The organism is Vibrio plantisponsor, assembly GCF_013041605.1.
GTDB lineage: Bacteria > Pseudomonadota > Gammaproteobacteria > Enterobacterales > Vibrionaceae > Vibrio > Vibrio plantisponsor.
Window position 1 is genome coordinate 286,029 of record NZ_JABEQC010000002.1, and the last position, 22,207, is coordinate 308,235.

Below are 22,207 nucleotides of genomic sequence, written 5' to 3' on the forward strand. Positions count from 1 at the left end.
GCAATCGCTGACCAGTAAAAATTAGGGGCGCACATTATAGATGGATCGTCACTCAGATCACATCTTTAATTCTACATCTTTAAATAAAAAGATCGTGTTAGCTCGGTGAAGGCTTGAGTGTAGCCTAATTCATCACGAATGATCAGCTCTGAATGCTCAGTGTCTGTTTCTTGTTTTTGCAGTTCAAATAAAAGGCGGCTGACAGGCTTATTGGCAGTCGGCTTAATTTTGCATAACCGAGTGAGGTTGAACCCTTCCTCTTTCGCCAGCGTTATAAACTGCTCACCTTCCGTCATAGGGAGAATAAAACTGGCGGTTCCATATTCAGAAAGCAGTTGGTAGCAAATCCGAATCAGCTGCTTGTGCTCTAAGGTTTTCGTGTGTCTGGCTGTCGCCCGTTGAGCGTGTTGCGAGTGTTCACCGTCGTTAAAGTAAGGCGGATTACAGATAATCGCATCGAAAGTTTTGCTCGGTGTGGCAGTTAATATATCGCCATGCTCAACAACAATCCGCTTAGCCCAAGGAGAGTGACTGACATTGAGTTTCGCAGCATGGTAAGCATGCTGATCAATATCAATCGCATGTATTTCAGCGTTGGAAAATCGTTGCGCGCACATCAGTGCCAGTAGTCCTGTGCCGGTTCCAATATCAAGGATATGAAAAGGAGTCGTGTTGTCAGACTTAGAATCTTGGAAAGCCCAGGCTCCCAGAAGAACTCCGTCCGTGCTGACAGGCATGCCGCTTTGACCGCCTTCAATTGAAAATTGCTTAAATTTAAAGCCTTTAGTGTTTAACGTGCTACTTTTCATGAAAATATCGGTATTTGTTGAAATTTAAGTGACTAACGCTGGTGTTGCATAAATGTATAGATTTTTGTTCTATTTGGTGTCGGTTTTATGTCGTAAATTTATAGTTAATTGTTCTGGTTTTGTTTTTTTATCCAGTGTTATGAACTGGGTTTTTGCTTTTACTATGGTTTTATGTGGTGTTTTTGGCTCATGGGTTGCTAAGTGATGATAGTTTCGTCATTATTCGCCACCTCTCTTGAGCTTTGGAAAGCCGTTTTTCAAGCGAAGGATGTATTACATTAACAAATAATTATTAAGGGGTATCTGTGAAACAGACTTTAAAATTAACAGATATTATGGCTTTAGGCTTTATGCTTTTTGCGTTCTTTTTGGGCGCTGGTAACATCATTTTTCCTCCTCTAGCAGGTCAATTAGCGGGTGATCATTTGTTTCCTGCAATGAGTGGCTTCCTATTAACTGCGGTAGGTCTACCGTTAGTGACAATTATTGCCGTTGCTATTTCGGGTGGCAGCTGGGAACACTTAACCAAGCATCTACCTGCGAAAGCGTCTCTGGTAATGGCAGCACTTATCTTTATCATTATCGGCCCTGCATTTGCAGCACCTCGTACAGGTCTTGTTGCTTATGAAATGGCGGTAAAACCACTGTTTGCTGACCTTAATCTGACGATTTTCTCTATTTTGTTCTTTGCTGTGGCGATGTTCTTCTCATGGTCGCAAGGCAAACTAATTGACGTGATCGGTAAAGTACTGACTCCTGCGTTATTCATTGGTTTGATTGTGTTGGCGTTGGGTGTTTTCATCGATCCACAAGGACAAATGCTTGCTGCGCAAGGTGAGTACGCAACACAACCGCTAACCAAAGGTTTCCTCGAAGGCTACAACACTATGGATACCTTCGGTGCTCTGATGTTCGGTATCCTTATTGTCGATGCTCTGCGCTCGAAAGGTATCACTGAAGAAAAGGCGACCACTAAATATCTTATCAGTGCTGCAGTGATTGCCGCGGCTGGTCTGGCATTTGTCTACATTTCGTTGTTCTACCTAGGTGCAACCAGTGCCTCTGTTGCTGCGAATGCAGACAACGGTGGTGTGGTACTAAGCCAATACGTTATCGCACTGTTTGGCGATAAAGGTCAGTTGGTATTGTCAGTGATCGTACTGCTTGCCTGTTTAACTACAGCGATTGGTCTTATTTCTGCATGTTCTGATTTCTTCAGCACACACACGCCTATCTCATACAAAGCATGGGTTGTGATTAACGGTGTTGCGTGTGCAGTAGTGGCGAACGTAGGTCTGGCTCAGTTGATTGCTCTTTCTGTACCTGTACTATTCGCTCTATACCCAGTTGCGATTGCATTGGTTGCCTTGACTTTCATCCGCACCAAGCTTGCTAATCCTCAAGCTGCATACCGTGTGGTGATTCTAGTATCACTGCTGTTTGCATTAATTGACGCGGCAAAAGTGTCTGGTTTAGATGTTTCATTCTTCAACTTCCTACCATTGTTTGACATGGGTATGGGTTGGTTGTTGCCGACTGTTGCTGCAATGATTGTCATGACATTCGTTGGTGGTTCAGTGAAAGCAGAGTTAGAGCAAAAAACGGTTTAACTTTAATTCCGCTTTAGAAGAGGCGCTTGATACTGTTTTCGAACAGAGGTCGGCGCCTCTTTTTTATGGGCAGAGATAGCTCCACGCTACCTTCAATTCCTGCTCATCCTCCAATCAAAATATCCCCAATTTTTCCTGTATCTTCATCACATTTTTAAGTAGAATTCTCCGGTTAAATTCTACTCATAAAGCTTAAGCAAAAATGTTTGAAATCAATCCAATTAAAAACCGTATTCAGGATGTGTCAGAGCGCACTAATATCCTGAGGGGGTACCTTTGACTATGACGCTAAGAAAGAGCGTCTAGAAGAAGTAAACGCAGAACTTGAACAACCAGATGTATGGAACGAACCTGAGCGCGCACAAGCATTAGGTAAAGAACGTTCTGCATTAGAACTGGTTGTTGAAACCATCAATCAGCTCGATCAAGGTGTCGACGATGTTGAAGGACTTCTTGAGCTCGCTGTTGAAGCTGAAGATCAAGAGACATTTGATGAAATTGGTCCTGAACTCGCTGAACTAGAAACTAAGTTAGAACAACTTGAGTTTCGCCGTATGTTCTCTGGTGACCACGATGCGTCTGATTGCTATATCGACCTTCAATCTGGTTCTGGTGGTACAGAAGCACAAGACTGGACTTCAATGATGCTACGCATGTACTTGCGTTGGGCTGAAGCGAAAGGCTTCAAAACGGAAGTAATTGAAGTGTCAGAAGGTGAAGTTGCTGGCTTGAAGTCTGCAACGGTTCGTATCATTGGTGACTACGCATACGGCTGGTTACGCACAGAAACGGGCGTTCACCGTTTAGTTCGTAAATCACCATTCGATTCAGGCGGTCGTCGTCATACTTCGTTTGCTTCTGCGTTTATCTATCCTGAAGTGGATGAGAATATTGCGATTGATATCAACCCTGCTGATCTACGTATTGACGTATATCGTGCATCGGGTGCTGGTGGTCAGCACGTTAACACCACCGAATCAGCGGTACGTATTACTCACATTCCAACCAACACGGTTGTGCAGTGTCAGAATGACCGTTCTCAGCATAAAAACAAAGATCAAGCAATGAAACAGCTTCGTGCGAAACTGTTTGAACTTGAACTACAGAAGCAGAATGCTGAGAAGCAAGCGAATGAAGATGCGAAGTCTGACATCGGCTGGGGTAGCCAAATTCGCTCATACGTACTAGATGATTCTAGAATTAAAGATTTACGCACCGGCGTAGAAAACCGCAATACTCAAGCGGTTCTAGACGGTGACTTAGACAAATTTATTGAAGCTAGCCTGAAATCTGGCCTTTAAGCTTTTTACCGACAATACAGGGTACATGCAAAATGACTGATGCTGTTCAAAACGAAATGAATCAAGAACAAATCGCGCAAGAAGAAAACAAGCTGATTGCAGAGCGTCGTAGCAAGTTAGAGCACATCCGTAAGAGCTGCAAAGCGAATGGTCATCCAAATGATTTCCGTCGTGACAGCCTAGCTGGTGATCTACAAGCTGAGTTCGGTGAAAAGACTAAAGAAGAGCTAGAAGAGCTAAACCATATCGTTGCTATTGCTGGTCGTGTAATGGCAAAACGTGGTCCATTCCTTGTTATTCAAGAGACTTCAGGCCGTATTCAAGCTTATGCATCTAAAGATGTACAAAAAGAGCTGAAAGAGAAATACCAAGGCCTAGATATCGGTGACATCATTGGTGTTAAAGGTGCATTACACAAATCAGGTAAAGGCGATCTTTACGTGAACATGGATGAGTACGAGTTGCTAACTAAGGCACTTCGTCCACTTCCAGAAAAATTCCACGGTCTGACTGACCAAGAGATGCGTTACCGTCAGCGTTACGTTGACCTGATCGTTAACGAAGATTCACGTAAGACATTCATCATTCGTTCTAAACTAGTTAGTGCTATCCGTGCTTTCATGACTTCGAAAGGTTACCTAGAAGTTGAAACACCGATGATGCACGTGATCCCAGGTGGTGCTTCTGCTCGCCCATTCGTAACTCACCACAACGCGCTAGATATCGATATGTATCTGCGTATTGCACCTGAGCTATACCTAAAACGTCTAGTGGTAGGTGGTTTTGATCGTGTGTTTGAGATCAACCGTAACTTCCGTAACGAAGGTCTTTCTCCTCGTCACAACCCAGAATTCACAATGATGGAATTCTACCAAGCGTACTCTGACTACAAAGATCTGATGGATCTGACTGAAGAGATGCTAAGCACTGTCGCTATCAATGTTCTAGGTGCAACAGCGATGCCTTATGGCGACGAAATGGTTGAGTTCGGCGGTAAATACGCTCGCATGAGCATGTTCGAAGCAATTAAGCACTACAATCCAAACCACGCTCAAATCCAAGCGTTGACTGAAGAAGATCTGCAAAACCGTGATCTTATGGTTTCTATCGCGAAATCTGTTCACGTTGAAGTAGAAGATTTCTGGACATGTGGTCAGCTTCTTGAAGAGATCTTTGGTGAAACAGCTGAACCAAAACTGATCCAGCCGACTTTCATCACTGGTTACCCAGCAGATATCTCTCCACTTGCTCGTCGTAGTGATAGCAACCCATTCTTTACAGACCGTTTTGAGTTCTTCATCGGTGGTCGTGAAGTTGCGAATGGTTTCTCTGAGCTTAATGATGCAGAAGACCAAGATGCTCGCTTTAAAGCACAGGTTGATGCGAAAGAGTCTGGTGACGACGAAGCAATGTTCTACGATGCAGACTACATTACTGCTCTTGAGCACGGTCTTCCGCCAACAGCTGGTCAAGGTATCGGTATTGACCGCCTAGCAATGCTGTTTGCAAACGCACACACGATTCGCGACGTTATTCTGTTCCCAGCAATGCGTCCACAGCAATAATTTGTTGCTTGAAATTGTCGTTTAATAAAAACCGCCTTCGGGCGGTTTTTTTATATCTGAGTATTTTTAGCGTTAGAAATGATGCTTGGTTAGATCGCATATTCGTTTTAATGATCAACTTCTTAATCGAGTTTTTCGATCAACATTAAGGTTTTAATTAGAAATATTTCCATTTCCTTACTAGTCTTATATATGAGACAGACTAATGTCTTAAGTCTCGTTACTGTATCGTCAGTTGCCTGAGCGTAAAACAGCAGTGGCAAATCAAGAATTTAAATAATAAGGATAAGTTCATGGCTAATCAGTTCCGTATGGACTCTGTACCGGGGTCGTTGATAGTTGTCGGTGGCACATACGAACCATGGCTTTCTGTTTTAGAGCAAGTAGGGTGGAGATGCACGCAGTGCGCGGATCTTCGTCAGGCTGATACGCTGTTTGCGGAAACAGGGCCTTGTATTGGTATTGTTGACCTGTGTCATGATGAGTTCAGCTTAAATGGCATAGCAAACTTAGTGAGCAACCATAAGCAAGTTCGTTGGTTGGCATTTATTCGTGAATCTCAGCTCAGCTCTGACACCATCTGCCAGTTTATTGTGAACTTCTGTATCGACTTCTTTACTGCTCCAATTCCTGATACTCAACTATTAAGCACTATTGGTCACCAGCTTGGTATGTTGAAGCTGGAGAAAAAAGTTTGGCCTCACTATGGCTCGAATAGCGATATGGGACTGATTGGTGATTCTATTCCAGTTAAGCGTCTTCGTGACCAAATTAAGCGAATTGGTCCAACTGATGTCAGCATTTTGATTTATGGAGAAAGTGGCACGGGTAAAGAGACTGTGGCGAAAGCTATCCATAAAACGTCAGCTCGCGCGCAGAAACCGTTTTTGTCAGTAAATTGCCGTGCGATGCCTGAGAATCGAATTGAAAGTGAACTGTTTGGTATCGGTAACGATGGCAGTGAAATGCCTATCTTGTTGCAGGCTGACGGCGGAACTGTATTGCTTAATGACATTCTGACATTGCCAAAGAGTCAGCAATTGAATCTGTTGCGATTTTTACAAGAAGGTACAGTCGAAACTCCGGATGGAGTGAAAGAGGTGGATGTTCGCATTCTTTCTGCAAACTCTTCGGATATTGAAAAAGCATTGATAGATGGCAACTTTAATGAAGAGCTCTACCACTACATTAATGTTCTGCGTATCAATGTGCCGAGTTTGAAGGAGCGAGCAGGGGATATTGCTATTTTGGCTCGCCATTTCTTACAACTGTATTCGAAAGAGTACAACGCACAAGCCAGAAGCTTCTCAGAAGACGCGACACGTGTATTAACTCGTTATCATTGGCCGGGTAACGTTCGTGAACTGATGAATCAGATAAAACGCGTGGTATTGATGTCGGATACAGTGGTGCTTGAAGAGTCTCATCTAGAGCTTCCTAAGCGCAGTGACGGAAAACGTAGCTTGAAGAGCATTCGAGAACGCTCAGAACGTGATGCATTGTTACTTGTGTTGGAATCGTATTCAGGACAGGTATCTGTTGCCGCTAAGGAGCTGGGAGTATCGCGAGCCACTATGTATCGTCTGCTCAATAAGCACAACTTAATCACAGATAGCACTTATTGATCGGTTTTTTCCTTCTTATTTAGGAGGATATACCCGCATTCAGCATCTCAATCACGGGATAATCGGTCTGTAATCAATGAATAAATGAGAGGTTACCAATAGGCGACCTCTTTTTTTGGTTAATAATTCTTCACATTAGCCCAATGTTATTGAAATATTACACTTCTCTTGTTGTATTTACGTCGTGAATAGATGAATGGTTTTATTTTGTCTTTTTTTAATGCTTTGGGGTTGAATTATTATCTGAGTTGCATACTATTTAACCGTAAGTCTAGCTTACTGAAATTACCTACTTTTGGATTAACTATTTTGCTTGGAGGCGCATCATGAAACATTTCATATCTGTTCATACTGTTTGCGCCCGCAATGCATCCAATACCGCCTTCATTGGTGCGGATATGGCTGCGTCCATCGCTGACCGAAAAATCAGCAAACAAGGCAAAGATATTTAGTTAATCCGTAACCTCTAAATCAGGCTGCGGAAATAGCAGCGAAGTTTAGAGGTAGTCCTACCCTTATTGCGTCTTACCGATGCTTTCTAACTTAGTCGCTATTTCTCTCAGTCTACTTGTTAATCAAGTACTTTAACTAACTGGAGAAATACCATGAGTCACTCATTTTATATAAAACTAGCAACACTTTTAGTTCGCGCTGATTTACGTCGAGAAGAAAGAGAGTGGAAGCGAAAAATACGCCGTAGCCGCTATGACTTACCTTGGCATAATGTTCATCTTTTGAAAGATATTGGTTTGCAACCAGACGGTCGTCCGATTGGTGTGAGTGTCCCTATTGAAGCCAAAGCTGAACGCCACGTACGTCATATCCGTCGTGTTTTAAGTTTGCGAATACCGACGTGATACAAGGGGGCTAGTTACTGCTCTAGCCCCCAACAACTTGTTAAGGACATGGATTGGAATAGGTAGTACCAATCTCTTGAATTTTAAGCAGCAGTTCTTCGCTTAGTTCAATATCCAAACTATCAATATTTGCTTTTAATTGTTCCAAGTTTGTCGCTCCGAGAATTGTCGAAGCGACAAATGGACGTTGATTAACAAACGCTAGCGCCATTTGTGCCGGATCTAAACCAAACTCACGAGCCAAGTTCACGTAAGCTTCCGTTGCTTTGACACCTTGAGGAGTGAAGTAGCGTTGGAAGCGTTCAAACAGGCTGCAACGAGCGCCCTTTGGTCGCGCGCCGTTCAAATATTTTCCGCTCAGTGCACCAAAAGCTAATGGAGAATAAGCCAGCAGCTTAACACCTTCAAAGTGACTGATTTCTGAAAGACCCACTTCAAACGAGCGGTTTAGGAGACTATAAGGGTTCTGGATAGTGACCATACGAGGTAAATCGTGCTTTTCAGCCAAGCGCAGGTAGGTCATCAGCCCCCACGGTGTCTCATTGGATACACCGATATAACGAACTTTCCCCATACGCACTAAATCATTCAACGCTTCTAGGCTCTCAATTAGCGTGACCTCTTCCTGACTATCTGGATAAGGATAGTTCAGTTGACCAAACATATTGGTTTGGCGTTGAGGCCAATGCAGTTGGTATAAGTCGATGTAATCGGTTTTTAGGCGTGAAAGACTGTCGTTAATGGCTTGATGAATATTGCGGTGATCGAGCGCCATATTCTCGCGAATCGGTGCGTTTCTATTTGGGCCAGACACTTTTGAAGCAAGTACGATTTTTTCACGCTTGCCTGATTTCTCAATCCAGTTACCAATGAATTCTTCGGTTTTTCCCTGAGTTTCCAGCGTTGCCGGAACGGGATACATTTCAGCGGTATCAATGAAGTTAATACCACGTTCCAGAGAATAATCTAGCTGACTAAACGCTTCTGCTTGAGTGTTCTGTTCGCCAAATGTCATTGTACCTAAACAGAGTTTACTCACTTCTAAGGTTGAGTGTGGCAGTTTGGTATATTGCATAGCACTTCCTTGTTTAACTCGAGATTTGCTGTTTTTGTTCTCTGTTAACCACGATGAGTGGTATAGAGCGCTGAATTTAAAACAGCTTTTTATAAGATGATTTTTACTATAAGCGAATAATGAGTCGAAACGGAAATGAATTTTATTTATCACTTAGCTCGATAGGGAAGAAGCAGACAAGGCAAGCCACCTCTTCACATATAGGGGGAATGACAGCTATGAACAAGTTAACCTTCAGAAAACACGAATAATAGAGTGTGGCTGAAACCATCTTACGCGTAGTAGTTTTGTAGAATTTTGGCGGTGAATTGGGTGCGAAGATAGAATCCGCGTGGAAGTGTGCGAATTGGCTTTCCATTTGCGCCGTAAGCTTCAGTTAATACTCTGCCGTTGGCTGCCTTTGGGCGAAGTTGCAGTACTTCTCCGTGCTTAGCGGTGATTTGCGAAACATTGCCCAACACAATAAATTCCATTAACTCTTCCCAGTCCGCTTTTAGCTGCGCTTCCTCTTCCAAAGAGGGGCTCCAAATTAGCGGAGAACCTACTCGTCTCTCTGCTAATGGGATTTCGCGCTCTCCTTCGACAGGAATCCAAAGCACGCGCGACAACTTGTTTCTCACATGGCTATTCTCCCAAGTGAGTCCGTGAACTCCGGTTAAGGGAGCAACGCAAACGAAGGTCGTTTCTAATGGTTTTCCACTGTAGCTGATAGGGATACTTTTCAGTTCTATGCCGAGATCTTCAAAGTCTTGCTGAGGTTTACTACCTGCACTTGCGCCTAGATGCCACTCCAGTAACTGACCAACCCAACCTTTGTCTTTTTTAAGATCAGGCGGAACGATCATGTTGGCTTCATCTGCTAACTGTTGATAGCTCATTCCTGCTATTTGCCAAGCTCTTTCTAATAGCTCTTGTTCGCTTTTCGGTTCTGGTTTCATAGCCTGAGTTTGAATAATCTAATTTTGATGACGAAAACGGCGATTGTAACAAAAATATGGTAATAAAGGATCTTGATGGAAGAATGAACATAGTGAGTAAATTATGATCTTTTCTCAAGTTATCCACAAAAAATACATTAAAGCAGATGAAATAATACCTTCATGTATGAATAAACAGGGGTTTGTACAGTCATTTACCACTATGCTGGCGTTATTTTCAGCTATTTTTTTCTGGCAGTGTGGATAACAGTGAGATTGGTTGATCTTTGACCTTTCTAAGTGATCAAAAAATAGAGTGGCTGCTGTTTTAAGTTGGTTATCTGAAATTTAAGTTTAACTTTATGTTTATTAAGGAATAAATTGGATTTCCTATATTGTTTATCTATTAGGTATTTATTGGGGTTATGTTTTTTTTACACAGTTCACTGTCTTCTTCACATGGTTATTCACAGAAATCGTGAATAAATGTGGTCTAGCTCCCACTCTTTTGTTGATAACTTATTTTTTGATTAAAAACTATTCTATTGAGGGGTTGTCGACGATAAATCTCGTGTGAATCACACTAGTAAGTTTGCTCATATTGGGGATATGTGGAAAAATCAGAACAATTACAGATTTTACTAGAGGTTTGCCAGTGATAGATGGCGATGGTTACCGACTCAATGTAGGTATTGTGATTTGTAACAACCATGGTCAGGTATTCTGGGCGAAACGATACGGACAACATTCATGGCAGTTTCCTCAAGGGGGAATCGATGAAGGTGAGACTCCTGAACAAGCACTGTTCAGAGAGCTTTACGAAGAGGTTGGGTTAACTAAGAAAGATGTGAAAATCATTGCGACAAGCCGTCATTGGTTAAGATATAAGTTACCAAAGCGCCTAGTTCGTTGGGATTCTCAACCTGTCTGTATTGGACAAAAACAGAAATGGTTCTTGCTACGTTTGGAAAGTGATGAATCGAAGATTAACATGCAACGTGGCAGTTCCCCTGAATTTGATGGTTGGCGCTGGGTGAGTTACTGGTACCCAGTGAGACAAGTGGTGTCTTTTAAGCGTGATGTATATCGTCGTGCAATGAAGGAGTTTGCTTCATTAGCGATGCCGTTTAGAGAGCGGAAGGTTAAAGGTAAACGCAAAAATCGAAGAGGATAGACATGCTTTCTCAGCTAAGGGAGATAGTTGAACAGGTTTCAAAGGTAGAGAATGTCAATCAGGCGTTAGATATCTTTGTAAAGCAAACGTGCAGCGCTATGGCAACAGAGTGCTGCACTGTCTATCTTGCTAATGAAGAAATGCAACGTTTAGAACTGATGGCGACTCAAGGCTTGAAGTTCAAAGGCGATAAAATTCATATTGGCTTCGAAGAAGGTCTGGTGGGTTTAGTCAAACGTTCAGCGGAACCGATTAACTTAGCAGAAGCGTCTAAGCACCCAAATTTCAAATACTTCAAACAACTGGGGGAAGAGGTTTACCACTCTTTCCTTGGCACTCCAATTATTTACCGTAAACAAGTACTTGGCGTACTGGTTGTTCAGCAAAAGTCTCCTCGCTCTTTTAGCGAGATGGAAGTTTCTTTCCTCGTAACGTTAGCAGCTCAGCTTGCGGTCATTGTCGCGCACGCTCAAACTCAGGGACAATGGTTGCTTTCAAAGAAGAAGCAACATTCGATCTCTGGTGTTGCGGCCTCTTCTGGGGTTGCGATTGGCGAGTTTTGGTGGGATGACACTCAACCTCAACTTTCTGAAGTCTACCCTGCATCGACCTTAGATATCGATCGTGAACAAGAGTGGTTAGCGCTGGCGATTGAGAGTGCACTGGGCGATTTTCGCAAAATGCGTAAAAAGCTCGACAGTGACATTAACAAAGAAGCACTGGCGATCTTCGATCTGTTTACTCACCTTTTGAATGATCCTATGCTGCGCAAGGACCTGAAAACTCAGATTCAAAAAGGGGACAGAGCGGATTGGGCGTTGCGACAAGTGGTGGAAAGTTACTCCAACCGTTTTGCTCGAATGTCAGATGTGTATCTGCGTGAACGAGCGCAAGACATTCGCGAGCTCGGTCAACGTCTATTGTTCTTTTTGCACAATACAGAGCAAGAACAACATCAGTTAGAACAACCTATCATCTTGGTGGTTCGTGAGTTAACCGCTACCATTTTGGCTGCGCTCCCTAAAGACAAATTATTAGCCGTCGTTTCTATTGAAGGGGCAGCTAACTCGCACGCGGCAATTTTGTCACGGGCGTTAGGCATTCCCGCTGTTATGGGGGTGTCTTTAAACCTTAAAGACATCAACGGTAAAACCGGTATTGTTGATGGCTATAGTGGCAAGATCTTTATTTCACCAGCGAAGTCGATTCTCTCTGAATATCGAGCGTTGGCGAACGAAGAAACTGAACTGTCTAAAATGGTCAATGAAGTCATTGACCAACCTGCGATTACTCAAGATGGCTCTCACATTGAGCTGATGTTGAACTCGGGTCTCAGTGCCGATACCAATATTGCGATCAATAAAGGGGTCGATGGCGTCGGGTTATACCGAACCGAATTTTCATTTTTGCTGCAACACCGCTTCCCTTCAGAAGAAGAGCAAATTCAGCAATACGGCAGTGTACTCAATGCCTACCCAGATAAACGGGTAGTAATGCGTACATTAGATGTCGGTGGTGATAAACCGCTTCCTTATCTACCAATAGAGGAAGACAACCCGTTCCTTGGCTGGCGCGGTATTCGCTTCACCTTAGATCATCCTGATATTTTCCTTATCCAATTGAGGGCAATGATGCGCGCCAGTAAAGCGCACAATAACCTCAGTATTTTGCTGCCAATGATTTCTAGCACCACTGAGTTAGATGATTCACTCAAGTTGATTCATCAAGCATATAGTGAAGCGGTGAAGTTAGACCCGAGCATTGTCATGCCTGAAATTGGCATCATGGTTGAAGTGCCGTCAATGCTCTATCTGCTTCCTCTGATTGCCGATAAAATTGATTTTGTTTCAGTCGGTACCAACGATTTGACTCAATATTTATTGGCCGTAGATCGGAACAATTCGCGCGTTGCTGATGTCTATGAGTCAATGCATCCATCGGTTGTCATGGCGCTTAAGCAAATTCAGCAAATTTGTACCACACACAATATTCCGGTGTGTGTTTGTGGGGAATTAGCTGGTGACCCGATAGGTTCTATGCTGCTTATCGGTTTAGGCTATACCACACTGAGTATGAACACCTCCAATGTAGCTAAGGTCAAATACCTTGTACGAAATGCAAAAATGTCACAATTAGTTGAACTTGCTGACAAAGCGTTGATGCAGCCTTACGGCAAAGATATTTATAATATGATGCTAGGTTATATTGAAGAACAAGGGCTTGCAGGTTTTGTCCGCGCTGGCAAGAAATAGGAATTAAATGTGAATTTCGAATTACTGGCTCTATTACTGGTGTTAGGGTCTGTTGTTGGCGTGCTTGCAGGTCTACTGGGAATTGGTGGCGGTTTAGTCGTTGTTCCTGCGTTGGTTTTTCTGTTACCTAAGGCGGGCATCTCTTCCGAAATATTAATGCATATGGCATTAGCCACCTCTTTAGCGACTATTATTCTTACTTCATTTTCTTCTGCGCTGAGTCACCTTAAGCTCGGCAACGTCGACATGTTCGCGGTGAAATGGTTAATGCCGGGTGTCTTGTTTGGCGGCTATTTCGGCGCAACGGTCGCTGATTGGATTCCCAATCAATATCTTCCCAAAGTATTCAGCATCATTGTGATGATGCTGGCTTGGCAGATGTTTCGTTCGATTAAAGTTCTCTCTCATCATCCCATGCCGAATGCAGTGATCACGGCGTTGTGTGGTGGTGGAATTGGCATTGTCTCTAGCCTTGTTGGCGTGGGTGGCGGTTCACTTTCAGTGCCGTTTTTAAATCGTCACGGAGTGGAAATGCGAAAAGCGGTGGGTTCTTCCGCCGTGTGCGGTTTTGGCATTGCAGTCTCTGGGATGCTTGGTTTTGTTGTCAGTGGATATCAGGTGGCAGACTTACCTCAATACAGTTGGGGTTATGTTTATCTACCTGCATTAGTGGCTATAGCTGCGACTTCAATGATGACAACACGTGTTGGTGCCAAGTTGTCGACGCAGCTTCCGACGGCATCGCTGAAACGAATTTTTGCTGTATTTCTTATGTTTGTTGCTGTAACCATGCTGGTTCAGTAATTCCTTTTTTCACTAAGTAGAAGAGAACGTATTTTATGTCTCAGGGTTATCTTCAGTTCCCAAATATTGACCCCGTTCTGGTCGCCATTGGCCCTATTTCCATACGTTGGTATGGAATGATGTATCTGGTCGGTTTCTTGTTTGCAATGTGGCTTGCCAATCGTCGTGCAGATCGCTCTGACGGTGTTTGGAATCGAGAACAAGTATCCGATTTATTGTTTGCTGGATTCTTAGGGGTCATTATCGGTGGCCGTGTGGGCTACGTTCTGTTCTATAACTTCGATATGTTCTTAGCCGATCCTCTTTACCTATTTAAAGTCTGGACAGGCGGTATGTCTTTCCATGGCGGCTTGCTCGGTGTTATCTCTGCAATGATTTGGTACGCGCGAAAGAATGGGCGTACCTTCTTTGGAGTCGCCGATTTTGTTGCCCCACTTGTACCTTTTGGTTTAGGCATGGGACGTTTAGGTAACTTTATGAACAGCGAACTTTGGGGCCGAGTGACAGATGTGCCTTGGGCGTTTGTCTTCCCTAATGGTGGTCCATTACCTCGTCATCCTTCGCAGCTTTATGAGATGGCTCTTGAAGGTGTGGTTCTGTTCTTTATCCTTAACTGGTTTATCAAGAAACCTCGTCCGCTTGGTTCAGTTTCAGGGCTATTCTTAGCTGGATATGGTACATTCCGTTTCCTCGTTGAGTATGTTCGTGAGCCCGATGCTCAGCTTGGCCTGCTGCTCGGTGGTGTCATCTCAATGGGGCAGTTGTTGTCACTTCCGATGGTGATTCTGGGCGTACTGATGATGGTGTGGGCATACAAGCGTGGCCTATACAAAGACAGCGTTGCGAATAAGTAAGTTAAAAAATCAAAGTAAGGGTATTTTGTGAAACAGTATTTGGATCTCTGCCAGAGAATCGTTGATGAAGGCGTTTGGATTGAAAATGAACGCACTGGTAAACGTTGTCTTACCGTTATTAATGCTGATTTAACTTACGATGTTGCCAACAATCAGTTCCCGCTGGTCACTACGCGTAAGAGTTTCTGGAAAGCCGCAGTTGCTGAACTGCTTGGCTATATCCGCGGTTATGATAACGCGGAAGATTTCCGCAAGTTAGGCACTAAAACTTGGGATGCCAATGCAAACCTGAATGAAGCTTGGCTCAACAATCCTTACCGTAAAGGTGAAGATGACATGGGACGAGTCTATGGCGTACAAGGTCGTGCGTGGGCAAAGCCGGATGGCGGTCATATCGATCAGCTTAAGAAAATCGTGGATGACTTAACTCGTGGTGTGGATGATCGCGGTGAAATTCTGAATTTCTACAACCCAGGTGAGTTCCATATGGGCTGCTTGCGCCCTTGTATGTACAGTCATCACTTCTCTTTGCTGGGTGACACTCTGTATCTGAATAGCACGCAACGTTCATGCGATGTCCCGCTTGGTCTGAACTTCAACATGGTTCAGGTTTATGTCTTCCTCGCTGTTATGGCACAAATAACCGGTAAGAAACCGGGGCAGGCGTTCCATAAGATTGTGAATGCTCACATCTATGAAGACCAATTAGCCTTGATGCGAGACGTTCAGTTAAAGCGTGAGCCTCTTGCTGCACCTAAATTCCATATCAACCCAGAGATTAAATCACTGGAAGATTTGGAAACGTGGGTAACTTTGGATGACTTCGAAGTGACAGGGTACGAGTTTCACGACCCAATTCAGTATCCGTTTTCGGTTTAAAATCAACAGAAATAAAAAAGGCGCTTAATGCGCCTTTTTCGATCTCAGAGCAACAGATTAGTTGTTGCTGTGAAGTTCGCTGTTCAGTTCAACCGCAGATTTGTTTGCTAAGCACTCAACCTGACCGGTTTGTGAGTTGCGACGGAATAGAAGATCCGATACGCCAGCAAGATCACGCGCTTTAACGATCTCTACTTCGTTACCTTCTTTGTCCAGCATACGTACTTTGGTACCCGCTGTTACGTATAGGCCAGATTCAACAGTACAACGGTCACCTAGAGGGAAACCAAGACCTGAGTTTGCACCTAGAAGTGAGTTTTCACCGATTGAAACAACCACAGTACCGCCACCAGACAGTGTACCCATGATGGATGCGCCGCCACCGATGTCAGAACCGTTACCGACTAGCACACCCGCAGAGATACGGCCTTCAACCATGCTTACGCCAGTCGTACCCGCGTTGAAGTTGATGAAGCCTTCGTGCATAACCGTTGTGCCTTCACCCACGTGTGCGCCAAGACGTACACGAGAAGTATCAGCAATACGGATTCCCGCTGGAACCACGTAGTCGACCATTTTAGGGAACTTATCTACACAATCGACTGTAAGAGCACGGCCTGCTAGGCGAGCTTCGATTTGGCGCTCAGTCAGTTCTGGCAGGTCAATCGGACCTTCGTTGGTCCATGCGATGTTGTGCAGCAGACCGAAAATACCATCTAGCACAGTGCCGTGTGGCAGTACTAGGCGGTTTGAAATAAGTTGCAGTTTAAGGAAACCTTCAGATACAGATTGAGGTTTTTCATCTGCGGCGAGTACTACAAGTACTAGAGGTTGTGATGAGTTAGCCGCTTTTTCTGCAAATGAAGCGTTAACTGCTTGGTCGTTTTCAGCAAATGCTTTTGCAAGCTGCGCGCTTTGCTCAGCCGTAATTTCAATTGCTTGGTTACCGTCTGTGTAACCTGCGATAGCTGCTACGCTAGTCACTAATGCATCGCTAGGATTTAGAATCGGTGCAGGGAAGCATGCTTCGATAATTTTTCCATCACGGTTTTTTGTTGCCGTACCAAAGCCAAGTGCAAAATACGCCATGTTTGCTCTCCGTATTATTTTCAATGGGGTATAGCAGACAACCTGTTGAGCTAAGTCGCTGCATTAATAATCTGTTGATGGTCATCATAAAGAGAGTTTTTCAGTGATAAAAGAGTAAAAAAGCAATAAGTCCGTAGAACGATACCTTTTGTCTTTTGGGAGATATATCTCTCTAAATGGAATAAAAAACCGCTGACTAGGCAGCGGTTCTCAAACCAAACTTAAACAACCGAGCTTACAAGGGAAGCTTAGGCAGCGTCGTCAACGGCATCTTCCGTTTTCACTGCTTTTGGTTTCTTTGTCGGTGGTGTTGGTTTGCGTTTTGCACCTAAAGCGATCAAAACGTCTTCTTTGTTCTGAGCTAAGAACATAGCCAGTTCTTCGGTTTTCGCTTCATCTTCAATCAGTTCACTTTTACCGATTAGTTCGAACAGCTCGTCCGCCATATCCAGCATTTTGTCATAAGCGTCAGCTTCGGCTTTCGAGGTAAAAGTCATTTTCTCTTCTCCGTTGCGTTCCACCACGTACTTAACGATGACAGCCATGGTCCTTCCTCTAAATTGGTGTTTGAATTACTGTCTGTTTATACAGTTTTAATAATGAAATGTCCAGACGAGGACAACAAAGCTGATACATCAATCAAGCGGTTTTCTGCTGTTGTTTTCTGTGTCCGAACTCTTATGCCACTGATGACAGAACTCAATGAAATGTTTGAGCAGCGGGCTTTGGTATTTCTCTTTGTGTACCAGTAGCCAGAAACGTCGCTTCATATCCAGAGGTACATTCAGTATCTTGATTCGACCATCATTGACCGCAGTTTGCGCCGCCAGTTTAGATAAACAACCAAAGCCTAATCCTGCCGAAACACAGTTGATAATCGCTTCGGTAGTGTTTAGCTGAAAGGCTTCCTGCCAATGTTCAATACGTGGCGCAACGGCCCTTAAAAAGAACTCTCTTGAGCCCGAGCCTGCCTCGCGCAACATCCATTCGCTCTGTTCAAAATCTCGCAATGTCACTTTTTCTTGCTGTGCCAATGGGTGATTAGGAGAGCAGACAATGCACATTTCATCTTGGCTGAACTGAGTGGAAATCAGTTGCGGGTGCAATGTTTTGCCTTCGATCAGAGCGATATCCAGTTCGTAGTCGACCAGTTTTTCGCAAATCAGCGCAGAGTTAGAAATGAACAGGCTCTGTTGCTGGTGTTGATACTTTTGGCGAAAGTGGCTGAGCAGGTAGGGTGCGACTTGGTTGCCTATAGTGTCACTAGCACCAATACGCAATTGCCCAGATAAAGAATTATCACCATCGAAAAGCTGGTCGATAGCGTTAGAGCGGCTGAGCAACTCATCGGCGAGCGGTAAGAGCTTTTGCCCTTCTTGATTGAGAACCAATCGGTTATTTACTCGGTCAAACAGCGCATGGCCAATATGTTTCTCCAGTTCCGACAGAGCCATACTCACCGCTGCCTTGGACAAAAACAGTGCTTCAGCCGCCGTGGTTAAGGTTTTGTGCTGAGTAATAGTGGTAAACACTTTGATTTGCTTGAGAGAAATATTGCTCATGATTTTGTTTAACTAAACTGAACGCTACTGAATAAAGTTAACTTACTGCTAAACACTGATGAAGTAAAAACCTAATTGATGAAGTAAAAAGCGAGAGTGAGGAATAGTTAACCTTTTGAATATTGGCTTAGATAAATGTTCAGGTAGTTGTGCTAATCTCAACGGCTATTAGGTGAGAACTGCATGAGTGAATTGTGTTTACTGTTTACCATTCCAATAAAGTCGATACGTTAAAAATCTTGTTGGTGCATTTAATCAAAGCTGCACCTCTGGAAAACCCATTTGAGAAAGAACAAATCTTGGTTCAAAGTCCGGGTATGTCGCAGTGGCTGAAAATGGCTTTGGCACAGGAACTCGGGGTTGCGGCAAACATCGATTTTCCGCTGCCAGCGACCTTTATTTGGGAAATGTTCACCCATGTTTTACCGGATGTTCCCAAGCGCAGTGCTTTTAACAAAGAGGCAATGACCTGGAAACTGATGGAGTTGTTACCGACTCAGTTGGAGTTGGACGCTTTCTCACCACTGAAAAGTTATCTCAAAGATGATGCAGACCAGTCTAAGCTCTATCAGCTGGCTGAAAAAATTGCTGATATTTTTGATGGCTATCTGGTGTACCGACCTGATTGGATTGAAGCTTGGGAGAAAGGCGAAACGGTTGACGAGATTGGTGAAGAGCACCCTTGGCAACCGATATTGTGGAAACAGCTTTACGACTACACCGTCATTCATCAGCAGCAATCGCATTATCACCGCGCAAACTTATATCAACGCTTTATTGAAGCTCTTGCGAGCGGTCATGTCCCTTTCGAGAAATTGCCCAAACGGCTGTTTATCTTTGGTATCTCCTCTTTGCCTCCCCGTTATATGGATGCATTAAAAGCATTAGGCGAACACATTGATGTACACCTTATGTTTACCAACCCTTGCCAGTATTACTGGGGAGATATTCGAGATCGTAAATATCTGGCTCGAATCGAAAACCAGCGTCGCAAACAGCTAGCTCTGAACGAACATACACTTTCAGTGACGGGCGAAATATCGCCGCTCAAAGGGGATATTGAAAGCAATGTTGCCGAAGATGAACTGCATATCAACAGTGCGGTAGGTAATAGCTTGCTGGCTTCAATGGGAAAATTGGGGCGCGATAATCTTTATTTGTTGGCTCAAGATGATAATGAAGAGCATGAGCTGTTTATCGATATTCCACGCGAGACGTTGTTGCAACAGCTGCAAGCCGATATTTTGCATCTGGAAGAGCATCAAGATGATCACATTCTTGATAGCAGCACTCACAAACCGACCATCAACAGCCAAGATCGCTCTCTAACCATTCATGCTTGCCATAGCCCAATGCGTGAAGTGGAAGTGTTGCATGATGAGCTGTTAGCCATGTTTGACCGCGATCCAACGCTTAAACCGCGTGATGTCATTGTAATGGTGGCGGACATCAACGCTTACAGTCCCTATATTCAAGCTGTGTTTGGTAATGCACCCGGCGAACGTTTTATCCCGTATTCGATTTCTGACCGAACCGCGAACCAAGAGAGCCCAATCTTAAATGCATTCATCCAGTTGGTGAATTTGCCGCACTCACGCTGTTTGGCGTCTGAGCTGCTAGAGCTACTGGAAACCCCTGCCATGATGAGCCGATTTGAGCTTGATGATAACGAATTTGAGCTGGCGAAACGCTGGGTGGAAGAGTCTGGTATTCGCTGGGGCCTGAATGGTACTACCGCTCAAGAATTTGAGCTGCCAGAAACAGAGCAGAACACCTGGCAATTTGGTCTTTCTCGCATGCTATTGGGCTATGCGATGCCCGCTTCGACAGCACTGTTTGAACATGGCGAGCACGCTTACGCTCCTTATAACGAGGTGCAAGGGATGAACGCTGAGCTGGCAGGTAAACTGGCGCACTTTATTGAGACGGTCAGTTGTTATCGAACGTTGTTGGCTCAAACTCAAGCGATTGATGAGTGGCGCGAAGTACTCAGCAACCTGCTTGATGATTTCTTTGCTGTCGATCTGGATGGTGAAATGGCGCTGAAATCCATTCGCGATACTTTGGTTTCCCTTAAAGAGCAACTGGCCGATGCCGGTTATCACGAAGACATCGCGCCAGCAATCATCAGTGAATACCTGACTAACAAGCTGTCGGGTACACGCGTGAGTCAGCGTTTCCTCGCCGGACAAGTGAACTTCTGTACCCTGATGCCAATGCGTTCGATTCCTTTCAAAGCTGTGTGCTTGTTGGGAATGAACGACGGCGTATATCCGCGTTCTATGCCGCCAGAAGGTTTCGATTTGATGAACGGCCGGACTCGACGAGGCGACCGTTCACGCCGAGACGACGACAGATACCTGTTTCTGGAAGCTATGCTCTCTGCGCAGCAAAGTCTGTATATCAGCTATGTTGGTCGCTCAATTCAAGACAACACTGAGCGCGTACCGTCAGTGCTGGTGAGTGAGTTATTGGAATACTGCCAGCAAAACTATTGTTTAGCGGGTGATGAAGCGCTGCCAAGTGACGATTCAGGCAAAAAGCTGGTGGATAAGATATCCACTGTTCACACTATGGTGCCGTTTAGTCCACAAACTTTCTTAAGTGAAGCGGGCAGTTACGCCAAAGAATGGCTGCCAGCAGCGTTGCGTCAGGGCACGCCAAGTGGTGAATTTAATTTGCCGCTGGATGATTATTTACTGGATGTGAGTTATCCGTTAGAACTTGATTTGGTTGAGTTACAACGTTTTTGGCGACTTCCGGTGCAGTATTTTTTCAATCGCCGCTTAAAAGTGGTTTTTGAACCGCCATTAGCAGTGATGGAAGATGATGAACCTTTTGCACTGGATGGTTTGAACAGCTACCAGCTGCGCGATAGTTTGCTTGATGTGTTGCTCAGTGTTGATGTTCAGGCAGATAAAGAAGCAAGGTTACAGCAGTTTATTCAACAGCAACGTGCTCAGGGCAAATTGCCTGTCGGTGCTTTTGGTGAACTGGAGTTTGAAGCAAACCGCGTTCAAACCGAAGAGGTGCTAGAGAAAATCCACTTCTTATGTCAGTCACCGCTGGATGATTTCGAGGTCAATATCACCAGTCAGATACTGGGTGAGTCTAAGCCAGTTCAGTTGACCGGATGGTTAACCAAGCGCTTCCAATCCGGTTTAGTTCGTTATCGCAGTGGTTCCATTCGGTCACAAGATTTGTTGGCAGCTTGGATAGATCACCTGTGCCACGCTGCTATGGGGATTGTCAGCAAAACTCACTTGGTTGGTTATGATCGCAAAGAAGGTGTTGTGCACCAGATTCTGCCTCCGGTTGAAAGCAGCGATCTGGCCAAACAGTTGCTGGATGAGCTTATCCGCCTGTTTTATCTGGGAATGACATCACCCATCGCCTATTTCCCGAAAACGGCATTAGCCTGTATTGAAGCTGGATTCAGCCGCGGAAAATGGGTAGAAGATGAAGAAAAATCTTTGAAAAAAATGTCCGAATGTTTTAACGACGGATACGCCACAACTGGTGAAGGTAATAACGCGTATATCGCACGAATCTGGCCAACTTGGAATGACGAACTTGCTCAGCAGGCACGGCTGCTTTCCTGCTTAGTGCTACAAGCACCTAGGTTGCAGTTAGTGGATAGTGCTGATGCGGTGGGTAGTGCAAGTGAGTAACAGAAGTACAGGAATAAGTGGCCGCCAGAAAATCATTATTGGTGTAGGGCGTTCGCTGTACGGCCACAGGTCAGAGGGACCATAATTCGGTGTTAATGCAGGCAGCGTTTTAAAACGGATAGTTTGTATAAACTATAAGTGGTTATTTTATAAACTAAGTTTG

18 protein-coding genes are annotated in these 22,207 nt (G+C 44.3%); 12 read left to right on the forward strand and 6 right to left on the reverse strand.

Annotation, left to right across the window (positions count from 1 at the left end):
• Positions 1 to 71: 71 nt before the first annotated feature.
• Entirely contained in the window at positions 72 to 809 is a 738-nt protein-coding gene (locus HKI82_RS04675; RefSeq protein WP_171137339.1) for a tRNA1(Val) (adenine(37)-N6)-methyltransferase, read from the reverse strand.
• 305 nt (positions 810 to 1,114) lie between these two features.
• Here HKI82_RS04675 and brnQ point away from each other — a divergent pair, with 305 nt between their 5' ends.
• From brnQ to HKI82_RS04700, 6 genes are all read left to right on the forward strand, one after another.
• Positions 1,115 to 2,419: a branched-chain amino acid transport system II carrier protein gene (brnQ, locus tag HKI82_RS04680; RefSeq protein ID WP_171137340.1), complete on the forward strand. Its 1,305-nt coding sequence runs from the start codon at positions 1,115 to 1,117 to the stop codon at positions 2,417 to 2,419.
• 202 nt (positions 2,420 to 2,621) lie between these two features.
• Positions 2,622 to 3,720 (forward strand): peptide chain release factor 2 gene (prfB, locus tag HKI82_RS04685; protein WP_102940423.1). Its coding sequence is split into 2 segments (ribosomal slippage): positions 2,622 to 2,696 and positions 2,698 to 3,720, totalling 1,098 coding nucleotides; the frame shifts between segments, so codons are not numbered across the junction.
• A gap of 32 nt (positions 3,721 to 3,752) precedes the next feature.
• Positions 3,753 to 5,285 carry a lysine--tRNA ligase gene (gene lysS / locus HKI82_RS04690; RefSeq protein WP_102940422.1) on the forward strand — a complete coding sequence of 511 codons (1,533 nt, stop codon included), beginning with the start codon at positions 3,753 to 3,755 and terminating at the stop codon, positions 5,283 to 5,285.
• A 293-nt stretch (positions 5,286 to 5,578) separates the two neighbouring features.
• Entirely contained in the window at positions 5,579 to 6,910 is a 1,332-nt protein-coding gene (vpsR, locus tag HKI82_RS04695; protein WP_102940421.1) for a cyclic-di-GMP-binding transcriptional regulator VpsR, read from the forward strand.
• Positions 6,911 to 7,236: 326 nt separating this feature from the next.
• On the forward strand, positions 7,237 to 7,362 hold the full coding sequence (locus HKI82_RS20605) for a hypothetical protein (protein WP_261881153.1): 126 nt from the start codon (positions 7,237 to 7,239) through the stop codon (positions 7,360 to 7,362).
• Between the two features lie 153 nt (positions 7,363 to 7,515).
• The gene (locus HKI82_RS04700) at positions 7,516 to 7,767 is read left to right on the forward strand and encodes a DUF1127 domain-containing protein (protein WP_102940420.1); all 252 of its coding nucleotides are present in this window, start codon (positions 7,516 to 7,518) and stop codon (positions 7,765 to 7,767) included.
• Positions 7,768 to 7,807: 40 nt separating this feature from the next.
• On the opposite strand, the gene HKI82_RS04705 is transcribed toward HKI82_RS04700, so the two are convergent.
• Together HKI82_RS04705 and mutH are read right to left on the reverse strand one after the other, a co-directional pair.
• Positions 7,808 to 8,842 carry an NADP(H)-dependent aldo-keto reductase gene (locus HKI82_RS04705; RefSeq protein ID WP_171137341.1) on the reverse strand — a complete coding sequence of 345 codons (1,035 nt, stop codon included), beginning with the start codon at positions 8,840 to 8,842 and terminating at the stop codon, positions 7,808 to 7,810.
• A gap of 272 nt (positions 8,843 to 9,114) precedes the next feature.
• Positions 9,115 to 9,780: a DNA mismatch repair endonuclease MutH gene (gene mutH, locus HKI82_RS04710; RefSeq protein ID WP_171137342.1), complete on the reverse strand. Its 666-nt coding sequence runs from the start codon at positions 9,778 to 9,780 to the stop codon at positions 9,115 to 9,117.
• 634 nt (positions 9,781 to 10,414) lie between these two features.
• On the opposite strand from mutH, the gene rppH reads away from it, so the two are divergent.
• From rppH to HKI82_RS04735, 5 genes are read left to right on the forward strand one after another with little or no spacing between them, the layout of a single operon-like run.
• Positions 10,415 to 10,933: an RNA pyrophosphohydrolase gene (gene rppH, locus HKI82_RS04715; RefSeq protein ID WP_042480286.1), complete on the forward strand. Its 519-nt coding sequence runs from the start codon at positions 10,415 to 10,417 to the stop codon at positions 10,931 to 10,933.
• A 2-nt stretch (positions 10,934 to 10,935) separates the two neighbouring features.
• Positions 10,936 to 13,185, forward strand: a complete 2,250-nt coding sequence (gene ptsP / locus HKI82_RS04720; RefSeq protein ID WP_102940416.1) for a phosphoenolpyruvate--protein phosphotransferase — start codon at positions 10,936 to 10,938, stop codon at positions 13,183 to 13,185.
• A 9-nt stretch (positions 13,186 to 13,194) separates the two neighbouring features.
• Positions 13,195 to 13,989 carry a sulfite exporter TauE/SafE family protein gene (locus HKI82_RS04725; RefSeq protein WP_102940415.1) on the forward strand — a complete coding sequence of 265 codons (795 nt, stop codon included), beginning with the start codon at positions 13,195 to 13,197 and terminating at the stop codon, positions 13,987 to 13,989.
• Between the two features lie 35 nt (positions 13,990 to 14,024).
• Positions 14,025 to 14,843 (forward strand): prolipoprotein diacylglyceryl transferase, encoded by an 819-nt coding sequence (gene lgt, locus HKI82_RS04730; protein ID WP_102940414.1) that lies wholly within the window; start codon positions 14,025 to 14,027, stop codon positions 14,841 to 14,843.
• A gap of 27 nt (positions 14,844 to 14,870) precedes the next feature.
• Positions 14,871 to 15,722, forward strand: a complete 852-nt coding sequence (locus HKI82_RS04735) for a thymidylate synthase (protein WP_042480275.1) — start codon at positions 14,871 to 14,873, stop codon at positions 15,720 to 15,722.
• Between the two features lie 57 nt (positions 15,723 to 15,779).
• On the opposite strand, the gene dapD is transcribed toward HKI82_RS04735, so the two are convergent.
• From dapD to HKI82_RS04750, 3 genes are all read right to left on the reverse strand, one after another.
• On the reverse strand, positions 15,780 to 16,811 hold the full coding sequence (dapD, locus tag HKI82_RS04740) for a 2,3,4,5-tetrahydropyridine-2,6-dicarboxylate N-succinyltransferase (protein WP_171137343.1): 1,032 nt from the start codon (positions 16,809 to 16,811) through the stop codon (positions 15,780 to 15,782).
• A gap of 248 nt (positions 16,812 to 17,059) precedes the next feature.
• Complete coding sequence (locus tag HKI82_RS04745) at positions 17,060 to 17,356, reverse strand: YebG family protein (protein ID WP_102940412.1); 297 nt, start codon at positions 17,354 to 17,356, stop codon at positions 17,060 to 17,062.
• A gap of 90 nt (positions 17,357 to 17,446) precedes the next feature.
• The gene (locus HKI82_RS04750) at positions 17,447 to 18,376 is read right to left on the reverse strand and encodes a LysR family transcriptional regulator (RefSeq protein ID WP_171137390.1); all 930 of its coding nucleotides are present in this window, start codon (positions 18,374 to 18,376) and stop codon (positions 17,447 to 17,449) included.
• A gap of 191 nt (positions 18,377 to 18,567) precedes the next feature.
• Here HKI82_RS04750 and recC point away from each other — a divergent pair, with 191 nt between their 5' ends.
• Positions 18,568 to 22,044, forward strand: coding sequence for an exodeoxyribonuclease V subunit gamma (gene recC / locus HKI82_RS04755; RefSeq protein WP_171137344.1), 3,477 nt, complete (start codon positions 18,568 to 18,570; stop codon positions 22,042 to 22,044).
• The last annotated feature ends 163 nt before the right edge of the window (positions 22,045 to 22,207 follow it).